The 14471-nt window shown below is 51.8% G+C and carries 9 protein-coding genes and 1 pseudogene; 4 read left to right on the plus strand and 6 right to left on the minus strand.

The features are described from left to right. Positions 1–8: 8 nt before the first annotated feature. From RAHAQ2_RS23050 to RAHAQ2_RS23060, 3 genes are all read right to left on the minus strand, one after another. The gene (locus tag RAHAQ2_RS23050) at positions 9–1418 is read right to left on the minus strand and encodes a sucrose-6-phosphate hydrolase (RefSeq protein ID WP_014341793.1); all 1410 of its coding nucleotides are present in this window, start codon (positions 1416–1418) and stop codon (positions 9–11) included. Then, complete coding sequence (locus RAHAQ2_RS23055; RefSeq protein WP_014341794.1) at positions 1415–2788, minus strand: sucrose-specific PTS transporter subunit IIBC; 1374 nt, start codon at positions 2786–2788, stop codon at positions 1415–1417. The genes RAHAQ2_RS23050 and RAHAQ2_RS23055 overlap by 4 nt, the downstream gene beginning before the upstream one ends. 75 nt (positions 2789–2863) lie before the next feature. Next, positions 2864–4444 carry a carbohydrate porin gene (locus tag RAHAQ2_RS23060; protein WP_014341795.1) on the minus strand — a complete coding sequence of 527 codons (1581 nt, stop codon included), beginning with the start codon at positions 4442–4444 and terminating at the stop codon, positions 2864–2866. A gap of 250 nt (positions 4445–4694) precedes the next feature. Here RAHAQ2_RS23060 and RAHAQ2_RS23065 point away from each other — a divergent pair, with 250 nt between their 5' ends. Next, positions 4695–5627 carry an aminoimidazole riboside kinase gene (locus RAHAQ2_RS23065; protein ID WP_014341796.1) on the plus strand — a complete coding sequence of 311 codons (933 nt, stop codon included), beginning with the start codon at positions 4695–4697 and terminating at the stop codon, positions 5625–5627. Positions 5628–5848: 221 nt separating this feature from the next. After that, on the plus strand, positions 5849–8272 hold the full coding sequence (gene bamA, locus RAHAQ2_RS23070) for an outer membrane protein assembly factor BamA (RefSeq protein ID WP_014341797.1): 2424 nt from the start codon (positions 5849–5851) through the stop codon (positions 8270–8272). 241 nt (positions 8273–8513) lie between these two features. Here bamA and RAHAQ2_RS23075 read toward each other — a convergent pair. The 3 genes and pseudogenes from RAHAQ2_RS23075 to RAHAQ2_RS23085 all read right to left on the minus strand — a co-directional run. Then, positions 8514–8870 (minus strand): annotated as a pseudogene (locus tag RAHAQ2_RS23075) (methionine-R-sulfoxide reductase); the annotation flags it as partial. A gap of 314 nt (positions 8871–9184) precedes the next feature. Further along, positions 9185–10219, minus strand: coding sequence for a TRAP transporter substrate-binding protein DctP (gene dctP, locus RAHAQ2_RS23080; protein WP_014341798.1), 1035 nt, complete (start codon positions 10217–10219; stop codon positions 9185–9187). 148 nt (positions 10220–10367) lie between these two features. Further along, positions 10368–12740, minus strand: a complete 2373-nt coding sequence (locus tag RAHAQ2_RS23085; protein ID WP_420802831.1) for a TonB-dependent receptor domain-containing protein — start codon at positions 12738–12740, stop codon at positions 10368–10370. A 414-nt stretch (positions 12741–13154) separates the two neighbouring features. On the opposite strand from RAHAQ2_RS23085, the gene RAHAQ2_RS23090 reads away from it, so the two are divergent. Further along, on the plus strand, positions 13155–13967 hold the full coding sequence (locus RAHAQ2_RS23090) for a siderophore-interacting protein (RefSeq protein WP_014341800.1): 813 nt from the start codon (positions 13155–13157) through the stop codon (positions 13965–13967). Positions 13968–13969: 2 nt separating this feature from the next. Beyond that, positions 13970–14455 (plus strand): PadR family transcriptional regulator, encoded by a 486-nt coding sequence (locus RAHAQ2_RS23095; protein ID WP_238532101.1) that lies wholly within the window; start codon positions 13970–13972, stop codon positions 14453–14455. The last annotated feature ends 16 nt before the right edge of the window (positions 14456–14471 follow it).

Below are 14471 nucleotides of genomic sequence, written 5' to 3' on the forward strand. Positions count from 1 at the left end.
AAAGACATTTATTCTATCACGCATTCCGCCAACGACCAGTGGCGCAGCGTAATCTGATGAGAACCCCGCAAGTTCAATTGTGCCGGTAAAACAGGGAAATAGCGTGAGGACATCACCGCTTCCCCGTCATTAATGAAAATCTCAAGGCTTGAGGCGTCGGATAACACCGTCAGCTTGCGCAACCGGCCCCGCCAGACACGATGTTCAGGCAAGCCCGTGCGCCGGTTTTTTCGCGTCAAACGCAGACATTCCCCGTCCCGGCTGAGCGTCATATCGCCACCAAAATCGGCGCAGAAGGCGTGTTCAGTGACAATCTCTGTCTCGGCTTTGGTGATGTCCGGAGAAGGCGCGTTATCCGCAACCCCTTGCCATTCCTGCACGTTACGACGCAGTTGTTGCAGTTCACGCGCCGGTTGCTGAATGATTTTACCCGCCACCAGCGTCAGTTCCCGCGGGCAGGTCAGGGTATGCAACCAGCCATTTTGTATTGTCGGCTGATAAAACTCATCGCCGTCCGGGATCCCCATCCATCCGATCAGCAGGCGTCGCCCGTCATCAGTCAGTGTCGTTTGCGGCGCATAAAATTCGAATCCCAGATCCAGTTCAGCGAAATCGCCGTGGGCAAAGGTTGCCTTGTCGTAATCGAGTTGCCCGACAAAATAACCCGCCTGGAAGGTATTCAGATAACGGTCAGATCCCGCTGCCAAACCTTGCGGACAGCAAATCAGAACGTCGTGACCGGCGAGAGGGAATAAGTCCGGACATTCCCACATGTAGCCGAATTCACCCAGCCCGTATAAACCTGAACCGGCAATTTCGCCGAGCAGATCCCAGGCCAGTAAGTTGTCTGAGCGCAGTAATAACACTTTGCCTTTAAGGCTGAGATCCTGAGCGCCCAGCACCATGTACCAGTGTTTGTCATGCCACCAGACTTTCGGATCCCGCACATGTCCGGTATAGCCTTGCGGCAGGTTGAATACCGGCCCGGCTTTATCAAATTGCCCTTCAGCATTTTCGCGGGCCAGACATTGAAATGCCGTGCGGCTGCCATCGGGATATTTCACATTACCGGTGTAAATGAGCGTCAGCTGTCCGTTATCTGTTACGGCTGAACCGGAATAACACCCGTGGGTTTCGAATTCTTCTGACGGCACCAGCGCCACCGGTTCATGCTGCCAGTGAAGTAAATCGGCTGAACTCCAGTGCCCCCAGAACTTGGCACCGTGCGCGCACGCCAGCGGGTTCCACTGATAGAACAAATGGAAACGACCATTATGCTGGATAAAGCCATTAGGGTCATTGAGCAGCCCGACCGGCGGCGCGAGATGCCAGCCGGGGCGATAAGGATCCGCCGCCGCTCTGACCTGACCGGCCACCACACTGCGCAGGGCTTTTTTCAGCAAACGGGTTTCCGTCATTTTTCACTCTCCGTGTTGTATTTCAGCAGCAGTGACAGCAGGAATGCGCTGCCGAAGGCAATCACCAGACCAATAAGGTAGCTGAGAATCGAACTGGATTGCACGATGGCCAGCCCCGGAATACCGGTCAGGCCCACCGCCGTCATGTTGACGTGCATCGCGACTACCCAGGCACCGCCGAGCGCACCGCCTGCCAGCGCCGCGAGAAAAGGTTTCATAAAGCGCAGGTTGATACCGAAAATGGCCGCTTCCGTTATGCCAAGCATGGCGGAGAATGCCGAAGGCACTGCAATGGCTTTAATTTTCGCATCACGCGTTTTGAAATAGACCGCAAGACAGGCGCCGCCCTGCGCAACATTGGCCATTGACCAGATAGGCAGCAGGAAATTCACCCCTATATTCGGGTTCCCCAGTAAACCGGCCTCAATAGCATGGAAGCTGTGGTGAATGCCGGTGATCACGATAACCGAATACAATCCGCCAAACACCAGGCCTGCCACCCAACCGGCATGGGTAATTAACGTGCTGAGAATAAAGGAGATACCGTCCCCGAGTACACGACCCGCAGGGCCGATGAGCAGGAAAGCGATAAAACCGGAAATGATGACCGTCAGGAAAGGTGTCAGGATCAAATCCAGGGCATCAGGGATTACTTTGCGCAGGCGTTTTTCAATAAAGCTCATGAACCAGACGGCCAGCAACACCGGGAATACCGTGCCCTGATAACCGATCATCGCAATCTCAATACCAAAGAAATTCATGGTATGGAAACCACTGGCAACGCCCCAGGCGTTGGTCAGCGCCGGATGTGTCAGAATGCCGCCCAGGGTGGCGCCGAGGAACGGATTGCCGCCAAATTCGCGCGCGGCAGTGAAACCAATCAGGATCGGCAGAATGATAAATGCCGCCGAGCTGAACATATCGAGCATGATAAAAATCGCGCTCTCAGGATTAGCCCAGCCATAGGTTTTCACCATGCCAAGCAGCCCCATCAGCAGGCCGGAGGCGACAATCGCCGGAATAATCGGCACAAAGATATTCGACAGTACGCGCGCGAGTCGCTGGAAAGGATTAAGTTTTCGTGCCGCAATATCGGCGGCTTCGGATTTACTCGATTCGCTGATACCGGCCACTTTAATAAACTCGGCGTACACCTTGTTCACCAGCCCCGTACCGAAAATGATCTGAATCTGTCCGGCGTTGCTGAAACAGCCTTTTACGCCTTCCACTTTTTCGATGGCACTTTTGTTGATCAGACTGTCGTCTGCCAGCACCAGGCGCAGACGTGTGGCACAGTGTGCCGCGCTGGCAATATTGTCCTTCCCGCCCAACAGCGGAAGCAGCTCAGTCGCGATTGCATTGATGTTCATAGAATCCCTTAATTTATCATTACCGTTAACGCCCGGTCAGGCCGGGCGCTTTTTTTGTGAATCAAACTGTGCCGTTTAGAACCAGGTTTCCATCTGGATGCCGAAATTCCACTGCCCGCCTGCCGCAAAACCATCAGTACCAAAGGAATCACTGGAAGAGTAGCTGTCGAGTTCTTTGCTCCAGTCCATGTAAGTGGCAAAGAAGCGGATTTCAGGGCGGCTCAGCATATTGCTGATATCGCCCACCTTGAAGGTCGGTGCGAAGGTCAGTTTGTAGAAACCGCCTTTCACTTTGTTGTAATCGCTGTAACCCTGCGGATCGAGATCCATATACTGATAGCTGCCTTCATACGCCAGCTCGAAATTCTCGGTAATTTGCTGGATCAGCCGGGTGTTGAACGTCAGCCATTTATAATCATCCCCGGAGACGTAACGGTCTTTACTCTGCTGAGCCAGCACAGCCGGTGCAATACTCCAGTTTTTGCTGATCGGCGTGATGCCGTAGGTTGCCAGACGAAGTGTACTGGCATCGTCAGTCAGATGTCCGTCAGAACCCAGTGCTTTCACCTCCGCCCCCAGCCCGTGACCGTAAAGCAGCGCTGTTTTGGATGTCCCTTCACGCAGGCCATAGAAACTGTCGCCGTGGTATGCCAGCAGGGTGTGGAAGCCGGTGTCAGCCGCATTAGTGATCCCACTTGTGCCGGTATTCTCGCGATCCTGATTGTTTTTGGCACGCAACCCGCTCAGCATCCACTGGAAAGGCCCGGCATAGTTGTTGGCCGTGACAATGTAATTTTCGATGCGGGTATCATCGTTGTTATTGTCTTCAAGATCGTCAAAGTTTCTGCCGTAAAGCGAGAAGTTACTTTTCAAATTCTCGCCCCATTTGACGTCGTAGATCCCGCCGCCGGTGCCTGCCAGGAAGATGATGTCGGAATCAAGCCAGTGAATGTCGAAATTATCGCGGTCAAAGCGTTTGCCCGCCCAGAGTGTGGAATCTTTCCAGGGACCGCTGAACGTGGGTAAAGAGCCGAGTTCAACAAAGGCCTGACGGATATTTAAATCGCTGGTCGCCGCGGTCCAGTCGTTATAGCTGCGCTGACCGTCAGCCAGCATGACTTTGTAGCGGGAGGTCGCGCCGCTGGCCATCGTCTGGTTATGCTCCAGATTCAGCTCGACGTAGGTGTCTTTTTCGTTGCCCAGACGCCCGACGGCACCGCCGGTTTGTCCGGCAGGGGTGACATAAGGGCCGCTTTCCGTTGAGGTCGCGGAGTCATTCATGATCACGCCTGAACGTGCATATCCCGTGAATTTAAACCCGCTGTTATCACTGCTGTTTTTAGTCGTATCCGCCGCTAACGTTTCCGTACGTTTAGCCACCTCCGCCGTTTTTTGCCCGGTCATCTCAACATCCTTCGCCACCAGGCGCGTCTGCTGTTCATTACTGGCCGTGCGCGCTTCCAGCGTTTTGACCTGCTGTTCTGCTTCACTGGCACGCCTCTCGGCTTTGGCGGCGCGGTTCTCGGCGACCTGTAGTCGTTTTTCCAGTGCCGCAAAGCGGGCTTCAATGGCGCTGGCTGAAATATCGGTGCCCTGGGCGGTGCCTGATAAAATTAATCCAATAGCAACAGCAAGATAACGAGGTTTGATCATCATTTTTATCACTCAGAAGAGGTTTAATTATTATGGGAAAACTATTTAGCTAAATTGCTAAACTGGTTTTCCTGAGCACAATAAACATTGACGCGGCCCGCAGGCAATGAAGTTTTGCAGTCCTGTCGTGGAATTGTGATCTTGCTGGCAAATCGCTCTCTGATCCTGAGAATTTATTTGCACTTGAATAGCTAAACCGGTTCTTCTATTTTATCGACAGACAATTTATCAGAGTTTGAAAAAAGGAATGAAGATGAATAACCGGGTTTGGGTATTGGGCGATGCGGTGGTGGATTTGATCGCTGAAGAAGATGGCCGCTTATTAAAATGTCCGGGCGGGGCACCGGCGAATGTTGCCGTCGGGATCCGCCGCCTCGGCGGAGACAGCGCATTTATCGGGCGCGTGGGTGATGACCCTTTCGGCAAGTTCCTGATGAAAACACTCGGTGATGAGGGGGTGAACATCGACTGGATGTATCCTGACCCTGATCACCGGACGTCCACTGTCGTGGTGGAAAACGATGCTGACGGGGAACGCACCTTCACGTTTATGGTACGTCCGGGCGCCGATTTATTTCTCCGGGACACTGACATTCCGGCTTTCGACGCCGGGGATTTTCTACATTTGTGCTCGATTGCGTTATCCGCAGAACCTTCACGTTCTGCCGCCTTTCTGGCAATGGCAAAGATGAAAGCGGCAGGCGGTTATATTTGTTTTGACCCCAATATCCGCCATGACTTATGGCCTGACGAGGGGCAACTGCGTGAAAACCTTGCCCGCGCATTGTCGCTGGCTGATGTGATTAAAGTCTCAGAGGATGAACTGGAATTTCTGACGGGTGAAGCGTTGTTATCAGAAGGGGTACTGCGCCTGTGCGACGTGTATAAACCCGAACTGCTGTTGGTCACGCAGGGGAAACAAGGGGTTTCGGTCTACCGGAAATATAACGCGGGTCTGAAACACTACCCCGCGCCTGAAGTGAAAGCCGTGGATACCACCGGTGCCGGAGATGCATTTGTTGCCGGATTGCTGGCCGGACTGGCGCAACACTGGCCGCTGAGGTCGGACAATGTCTGGCAATCTATTATCCGGCAGGCACTGGCATGCGGGTCACTGGCCACCACTGCCAGAGGCGCAATGACCGCATTACCCGATAGCGATACCTTAAAGGCATTTTCGTCTTAAACCGGGTCCGCGCCCGATGAATTTACGCGGACTGCAACTGTTCTTCCGGCGAAAAGAATGTAAGTAATGCGTAATCCAATGTCATGTTTTACGAAAATCAAAAGTTAGCCGCTGAACCTCGCCTATATCTCACAGTCTGTTAGCGAGGTTATTTCTTCTGCTAGCAAAATCTTTTGTTAACAGGAATTTTTGTGAGTTGAAAAACGGCGAGCACGGATCACATGACAATGAAAAAATTACTCTTAGCGTCGCTGCTGTTCAGCAGTGTCCCGGTTTTTGCTGCCGGCGGGTTTGTTGTAAAAGACATTCACGTCGAAGGATTGCAGCGGGTCACTGTGGGTGCGGCGTTGCTGAGCATTCCTGTGCGCGTGGGAGATACGGTATCCGATGACGATATCAGCCAGACGATCCGTGCATTGTTTGCGACCGGCAATTTTGACGATGTGAAGGTGCTTGAAGATGGCAACACGCTGATTGTCCAGGTGAAAGAACGGCCAACGATTGCCAGCATTACGTTCTCAGGCAACAAAGCCATAAAGGACGAGATGTTGCAGCAGAACCTGGAAGCCTCAGGGATCCGCGTCGGGGAAGCGCTGGACCGCACCACCATTTCGTCGATTGAAAAGGGGCTGGAGGATTTTTATTACAGCGTCGGCAAATACAGCGCGAGTGTTAAAGCGGTGGTGACGCCGTTGCCGCGTAACCGCGTGGACGTGAAACTGGTCTTTACCGAAGGTGTGTCGGCAAAAATTCAACAAATCAATATTGTGGGCAATAAAGCTTTTACCAGTGACGATTTAATCGCCCATTTCCAGCTGCGCGATGAGGTGCCGTGGTGGAATGTGATTGGCGATAAAAAATATGAAAAACAAAAATTGTCAGGTGATTTAGAAACACTTCGCAGTTTTTATCTCGATCGCGGTTATGCCCGTTTTAATATTGATTCCACCCAGGTCAGTTTAACACCGGATAAAAAAGGAATTTATATTACCGTCAATATTACCGAGGGTGCGAAATATACCGTGTCCGGCGTGGTGGTGACCGGTGATATGGCCGGACATTCTTCCGAAATTGAAACACTTGCCACTATTCCTGCCGGTGAGTGGTATAACGGCGCGAAAGTCACCACAGTGGAAAGCGATATCAAAAATTTGCTGGGCCGCTACGGCTATGCCTATCCGCATGTCACGACGCAAAGCGACATTAATGAAACGGATAAAACCGTGAAACTGCGTATCAGCGTGGATACCGGCAACCGTTATTCGGTGCGACGCATTCGTTTTGAAGGTAATGACACCTCGAAAGATGAAGTATTGCGGCGTGAAATGCGCCAGATGGAGGGCGCGTGGCTGGGCAATGATCTGGTGCAAAAGGGCAAAGACAGGCTGAACCGTACCGGCTATTTCGAGTCGGTCGATGTGGATACGCAGCCGGTACCGGGTTCACAAGATCAGGTTGATGTGGTTTACAAAGTCAAAGAACGCAATACCGGTACATTCAACGTGGGTGTGGGTTACGGCACTGACAGTGGCATCAGTTATCAGCTCGGTGTGACGCAGGATAACTGGCTGGGCAGCGGTAATACGGTCAGCTTTAGCGGTACACGTAACTCTTATCAGACTTATGTCGAAGTCTCGGCGACTAACCCGTATTACACCGTTGATGGTATCAGCCTCGGCGGTAAAGTGTTCTACAACCATTACGACGCAGAAGATAACGATCTGGCGGCGTATAACCTGCAAAGTTACGGCACGGGCGTGAATCTCGGTCTGCCGGTCAGCGAAAATAATACGCTGAATCTGGGGCTGGATTACGTTCACAGTACGCTGAGTGATATGGAGCCGCAGGTGGCGGTCTGGCGCTATCTCAATGCCAGCGGCGTACAGCCGGGGCTGGTGACGACGTCTACCAGCAGCGATGCACAACTGAGCACCAATGACTTCTTCGCCAGCGCCGGCTGGGCGTATAACGATCTTAACCGCGGCTTCTTCCCGTCATCCGGCACGCGCGCCAGTCTGGTAGCAAAAGTCACCACGCCAGGCTCGGACGACAGCTATTACAAAATCACCTTCGATGCCAACCATTACATCCCGCTGAGCGACAAATCGGACTGGGTATTAATGGGCCGCGCCAAAGCCGGTTATGCGGCAGGCATTGGCAGCAACGAAGTGCCGTTCTACGACAACTTCTACGCGGGCGGCTCCAGCTCGGTTCGCGGTTTCTCCTCCAACACCATCGGGCCGAAAGCGGCGTATTACAAATGCAGCAGCGCTGACAACTCGTATTCCACCTGTCCGGTGACCAAATCGACTGATGCGGTGGGCGGTAATGCGATGGCGATTGCCAGCGCGGAACTGTATGTGCCGACGCCGTTCATCAGCGAGAAATACGCCAGTTCGGTCCGTACATCATTATTTGTCGACTCCGGCACGGTGTGGGATACAAAATGGAAAAATACCTCAGCGACCGAAGCCGCGGGTATTCCGGATTACAGTGACCCGACACATATTCGTGTTTCCAGTGGTATAGCGCTGCAATGGCAATCCCCGCTTGGCCCGCTGGTATTCTCTTATGCGCAGCCGCTGGTGAAATATGAAGGGGACAGCGCTGAGCAATTCCAGTTTAATATCGGTAAGACGTGGTGATAATAAATCCGTCTTACAAAGTTATTACTTTTTACAGACGCAATGAGAATAGAAAATAAATCATATTCAATTATAATGCCGGCATGATGTTTATTGAGCAACCCTTAGGGTAAAACATCATGCCATTATAATATTGTTGGAGTTCTTCCTTTTAAGGGCTGCCCCTGTGCGGCCCTTCTTTTTATGGGTTTATCACATCAGAAATAAGCGATTATTCTGCTTTGTGGTAATTTCCCTGCGCGTCGGCACTTTCAAAAATCATTGAAACGGAGTTTACACAATGGCGCAGATTCTTCTCGGTCAAATATTCTCCCTCAAAGACATGCCCCAGATGTGCCTTACAGTTCGCACAAACAATTTCTGTTCTGCGGCCATCGGCATCCGGTACACGTTCTACCGCACCCGGAATTTCATCGTCGAAAGCTGGCCAGCCGCAATGGGATTCGAATTTGTGTTCTGAGGAATACAGCGGCGCAGAACATCTTTTACAGACGTAGCGGCCCGGTGAAAAGTGGTCGTTATACTCACCGGTATTCGGGCGCTCTGTCCCTTTGTTTTCGATGACAAAACGTTCAAAATCATTCAGTTCTCTGTTCATTATCATTGCTCCTGGCAGGTGACATTGCAACTTTATAGTGTAGCTCTATATTGGGGCGATATATCAAGCTGCAAGTGCCTTCATGCCAAACCGTGCTGTTTGACGCCGCTACGCAGCGTCTGCCACGGGGTGATACGGTTTTTAAAATCGGTCTGCTGCACAGGGTGATCAGATCAGCCTGCGCCGACTACAGAGAACGCGGCTCAGCCAGTACCGGCAGATAATACAGATGGCGTCAGCGCTGCTTCAGAGAACCTGATAATCAGAATGGGATCCTGGCAGGGGATCCCCTCCTGCCGCAGAATAAGGCATTTTTACTTCATCTCTTCTTCCATGACTTTACTGACTTTTTGCAGGGTGGATGCGACATCCTTAACACCAGCGGCTTCCTGGTTCTTCACCCAGTTGGCCTGGATGTCCTGATAGCCAGTCACTTCCTGCCAGTACGTGACTTCACTGTGTTGCAGAACGCGGACATTTGCACCGTCTTTACGCAGGGCATCCAGTTGCGGTTCAACGCTGTGATCCATCATCGAACCGGCAACTTTATAAGCGGTATTAGCGGCGCGGGTGATGGCGTCCTTATCTTCCTGCGCCAGTCCGTTCCAGACTTTATGGTTCATCACCAGAAGGTAAAGATGACCCAACCACAGTTCTTTCGAGACTATAACCTCCGGTGCCATCTTCTGGATTTTCAGATCATAACCGCTGTCAATGTTGACCAAAATGCCGTCGAGTTTACCGGTCTTAAATGCATTTACCGTTTGTTCGCCCCACGGTGTGGTCACTGGGGTCGCGCCCGCATTACGCAGGAAGTTCTGATGCCAAAAACTGGCTGAACGCCAAGCGGTGCCTTTGATATTCTGCAGTTTCTCCAGCGGATGTGTGCTGAAAAAGGCCACCGGATAACCTGTTGAGAGAAAAATATCTACCACACCATTCTTTGCCAGTTCAGCGGGGAAGGCTGGGATTTCGGCGTATACGCGGCGGAAGAACGCTATCTGTTTATCGCCGGATGGCCCTGTCGGAAAACTTTTGAAAAGCTGATGCAGTGGTAACTCTTTGGCGGTATATTCCGGCACCACAATGCCAATATCTGCATTGTTTCCTTCGCGCACAGTGCGCAATGCATCGTAGCCGGTAGAGAGTTCGCCACCCCAGTGCTCTTCAATTTTCAGGCGCCCATGGGATTCTTTTTCAATCGCCGGAAATAATACATCTTTGATAAAGCGGGTGCGCATTGCGCCCAGCGGTTCGTGATCGGTGTATCGCAAGGTCGTGGCAGAAACAACCGCCGGTAACAAGAGTAAAGCGAGGGCAAGTGCCAGAGGTTTTCTGATTAAGTCCATGTAATCTCACATTTCGGTTGGGTAAAACCAGAGTTTATCTGCTGAACCCCAATGTGGACGTGCGTGAAAACAGGTTATTTGCGTAAAATTAAAAAAGCGTCATGTTTGCACATGACGCTCCTGATTTTGCCCGGTTGAGTATTATCGGTTAGAAATCGACGTTCACACCCAGCTGGAAGCTGCGTCCCGGCATCACGGCCAGCGCTTTATTGTATTCATCCTGATTAGTGGTTTCGGTCAGCGTACGGCTGCTCAGATAATCCCAGTATTTGCGGTCGGTGATGTTGTAAACACCGCCGCTGAGCTTGACGTTCTTCGCGACTTTCCAGTAGGCCGTTGCATCCACCATACCGTAACCCGGCACATTCATGTATTCGGTGGTGGAGCCGGTGATTGGCGTACCGGCATTGGTATAGCTCTGTCGGCTGGTCGCTTCGGCTTTTTTGCCTTTCACGAAGGTCGCCGTCAGGGCGGTACCGTAGATGCCTGACGGATCATCCCACGCCACGCCTGCCACAAATTTCATTGGTGGCACGCTGTCGAGGTCAACATATTTGTCACCGTCGTAACTGGATTTAGACTGACCTTTCGCATAACCCAGTGCGAACGTAGTACTCAGACCATCAACATTACTGAACCAGGTACCGTAGTTAATTTTAGTGCTCAGATCGCCACCGTAGATAAACGCTTCATCGCGGTTTTCTGCCTGATAAATCGTATAAATATTGGATGGCACGTTGGTGAACATACCCGGACTACCCGCGCGGGTGTAACGGGTATTGGCAATAAAGTTTTTGTAGGTGTTATAGAAGACGGAGGTTTTGAAGGTCACGCCTTCCGTGGCTTCGCCTTTCATACCCCATTCAAAGTTATTGCTGGTTTCGGTTTTCAGGTCAGTGTTACCGATCAGCGCATACTGACCACGTCCTGCATAGTTAGAACCGAGGTTCCAGGAACCGTAAAGCTGGCTGGCATCCGGGAACTGCGCGCCGCGCTGGTACTGCAGATAAGTCATCAGTTTAGGGGTGATGTCATAGGTGAAGGCCAGCGATGGCAGAGCCTGCGTATCGGAGTTGGCTTTACCGTACAGGGTGGAAACCTGATCTTCAGAAACAATGCTGTTGGACAAATCTGACAGGTTTCGTGCCTTGGTATTTTGATACGCGACACGCACCGCAGGCACCACAGAGAAGTTATGGCCGTCCAGGTCAAACCTGATGGTGTCTTGCAGGAAGCCGCCGAGGATATACGTCCGGCTGTTGGCTTCCGGCTGCATGATCGTCGTGAAAGCACTTTGATCCGGACTTTCGCGGAACGGACGTTCTGTGTTGGACACGCGGCCGTTGATACCGGCACTCAGCTCATGACGACCCAGTGTTTTCAGCCAGCTGGTCTCCGCGCCGTAGGTGTTCACGTCATAGTTCGAGTACACGTTCATCATCTGCTGACTTTCGTTTGGCAGATAGGTGTTGTCGTGCGCCTGGGTGTACTGGTAATACACTTTCGTGACGATGGCATCCACGTAATCGTTGAACGGCGTCCATTCGTCTTTCAGGCTCGCGCCCCAGCGGCGGGTGTTACTTTGCTGTTGTGCGGTGCCCAGAATCGCGCTGCCGGCATTGTTCCAGGTATCGTAATGGGTGTGGTTCACTTTTTCGTAGTAATCGAGGGTGCCGGTGATTTTATGTGCATCATTCGGCTGCCAGATGACTGACGTCATAACGGCGTCAGAGTGCCAGTTGGCCGGATACGCATCTAGCGTTCCGCTGTTGTTGCGGGTCTCCTGACCGTCGCGGCGGCTGATGGCGATCAGGCCACGCAGGGTGTCGTCACCGGCGGCAGCGGTGATGCCGTTATGCCAGGAACGGTCGGAAGAATCATAATCAGACTGGTAACCGAAATAGGTTTCCTTGCCCGGATGCAGGTAATCATCGGCAGATTTTGGCAGGAAGGAAACAGCTCCCCCGATGGACGTGTTGGCGCGGTCGGCTGATGTGGCGCCGGATTCAATATCCACCTGACCGTAAATATACGGGTCGATGTAATCGCGGCCAATACCAAAGGTATTCAGACCCGCACGGCTGACGTAGCTGCGCCCGGTGGCGCTGGGCTGGGGAATGCCGTCGACGTCAATACCCACCCGGTTGCTTTCCAGACCACGGATGTTATAGCCGGTATAACCGCTGCGGTCGAAACCGCTTTTGCCGTTGCCGGAGCCGCCATTAGCGCCGGTCGCGGTGATCAGCGGTTCATAACGCATGATAGTCCCGAAATCATTACCGCCTTTGCGCTGCATGTCGGCCGCCGTGAGGGTGGTTTTCGAGCCCGGTTTTTTATCCGGCATCGTTTCGGTGACCGTCATAACTTCTTCATTGTTCTGCGCCAGATCCTGAGCTGTCCGCACCGCCGGTTTTTTTTTGATGGCTTCAGAAGATTGCGTGTTGTTTGCGGTGAGATCGGTATTGTCTTTAACGGCTTCCGCTGCATTTACGTTAAATGTGGTGGTGAGAATCGTCCCCATGAAAATGACGTTCTTCACCAAACCCTGCTGTGTAAAGGATTTGAACATTTTTTTAGTCCTGCACTCATTTTTAAAGTTCTGCTCGCATTTACTGCCTTTCGACAAATCAGACGTGCTGTCATCTGCATTCTATTCTTCCGTGAAAAAGCCTTTATCCTTATAAAATATGGGCTTATTCAACCTCTTACCCCTTCTCGGCTTTGTGAGAATGATAATGATACTGATAATTATTATCAATAAAATGATAAAGAAAAATGCACTTCTTAACAAAATCTTTGCAATTCGTTCTGAGAAACGGGCTATGCAGAGGTGAAAAACAGAGGAGGGATGGCAGATCCTTACACTTTGTGAAGTTGCGTAAAACATGGCTAAGATATATCTTTCAGCAAACCTTACCGCAAAAGAGAGAACGTGATGGCACAACATCGCACTGAAAGCCCTGCCGCCAACCTGCCGGTCCGTGTCAAAAATGAACTGGTTTTCCGTCATATCACGGTAAAAAGCAGCGAAACGATTTCCGGCTGTTTTAAACGCATTGTATTAAACGGCGACGAGCTGACCGGGTTTACGTCACGCGGCTTTGATGATCACATCAAACTCTTTTTCCCGGCGGTTCCGGGTGATGTGATTACGCCGCCGGTCGCCACCGAAGAAGGGATCGTGTGGGGCGAAGGGCCGCGTCCGCTGAACCGCGAATACACGCCGCTGCATTACGATGCACAGACCAACGAACTGACGCTGGATTTCTATATTCACGACGGTGGTGTCGCCAGCGAATGGGCGGCTGGAGCGAAGCCGGGCGATAAACTGATCATCGGCGGGCCACGTGGTTCACTGATCATCCCGACCACTTATAAATGGCAGTTGTATGTCTGCGATGAAACCGGTCTTCCGGCAGTGAAACGCCGTCTGCGCGAGCTGAAACAGGCCGGTTCAGACGCCAGAGTCACCGTGCTGGTGAAAGTGAAAGAGGTGAGTTGCGTCAGTTATTTAGATGAAGAAAAAGACTTTAACATCGAATGGATTGTCAGTGATGAGCACAACGGTTATCAGGAAGATGACGCGGCGGTTAAAAAGCTGAAAAGTCTCCCCCTGCCTGAAAGCGATTACTACATCTGGGCGACCGGTGAAGGGAAATTCGCGAAAGGGCTGAATGATTATTTCGTGGAAACCCGTGGATTAGAGCCGAACCTGGTGCGTTGTGTGGCCTATTGGCATAATAAGTAACGATGATGATGAATCATAAACACCGCCGGGAAAGAATGTTCGAAACGGGGGATATCCGCCTGCTGATGCTGCATTTTTTGCAGCAGCGTTCCGCTCACGGTTATGAACTGATCAAGGCTATCGAACAACTCTCTAAAGGCGAATATACGCCGAGCGCCAGTATTATTTATCCGAACCTGACCTTCCTGGAGGAGCAGGGTTTGATCATGGCCAGTCAGGAAGAGGGGGGTAAGAAGCAATACTCCATTACGCCGGAAGGTTCGCAATCGCTGGCAGAGCAGGGAGATCTGCTCGGTTCAGTGACGGAGAAACTGCATTCGCTGGCGATTTTGTCAAACAACCGCAGTATTCCGGAAATGCAGCGCGCGATAAATAATATCCGCATGGCACTCAACCTGCGCCTCGCAAAAGGCCCGATCGAACAGGAAACGCTGTATAAAATCACCGATGCGTTAGATCGCGCGACCAAAGAAATCGAGCGCAGTTAAGCGATTTCTTATGCCG

This window comes from Rahnella aquatilis CIP 78.65 = ATCC 33071 (genome assembly GCF_000241955.1).
Taxonomy (GTDB): Bacteria; Pseudomonadota; Gammaproteobacteria; order Enterobacterales; family Enterobacteriaceae; genus Rahnella; species Rahnella aquatilis.

Excerpts from the sequence above, each read along its gene's own strand:
- RAHAQ2_RS23050 (WP_014341793.1), bottom strand. The coding sequence starts at position 1,418 with ATGACGGAAACCCGTTTGCTGAAAAAAGCCCTGCGCAGTGTGGTGGCC.
- RAHAQ2_RS23055 (WP_014341794.1), bottom strand. The coding sequence starts at position 2,788 with ATGAACATCAATGCAATCGCGACTGAGCTGCTTCCGCTGTTGGGCGGG.
- RAHAQ2_RS23060 (WP_014341795.1), bottom strand. The coding sequence starts at position 4,444 with ATGATGATCAAACCTCGTTATCTTGCTGTTGCTATTGGATTAATTTTA.
- RAHAQ2_RS23065 (WP_014341796.1), top strand. The coding sequence starts at position 4,695 with ATGAATAACCGGGTTTGGGTATTGGGCGATGCGGTGGTGGATTTGATC.
- bamA (WP_014341797.1), top strand. The coding sequence starts at position 5,849 with ATGACAATGAAAAAATTACTCTTAGCGTCGCTGCTGTTCAGCAGTGTC.
- dctP (WP_014341798.1), bottom strand. The coding sequence starts at position 10,219 with ATGGACTTAATCAGAAAACCTCTGGCACTTGCCCTCGCTTTACTCTTG.
- RAHAQ2_RS23085 (WP_420802831.1), bottom strand. The coding sequence starts at position 12,740 with ATGGGGACGATTCTCACCACCACATTTAACGTAAATGCAGCGGAAGCC.
- RAHAQ2_RS23090 (WP_014341800.1), top strand. The coding sequence starts at position 13,155 with ATGGCACAACATCGCACTGAAAGCCCTGCCGCCAACCTGCCGGTCCGT.
- RAHAQ2_RS23095 (WP_238532101.1), top strand. The coding sequence starts at position 13,970 with ATGATGATGAATCATAAACACCGCCGGGAAAGAATGTTCGAAACGGGG.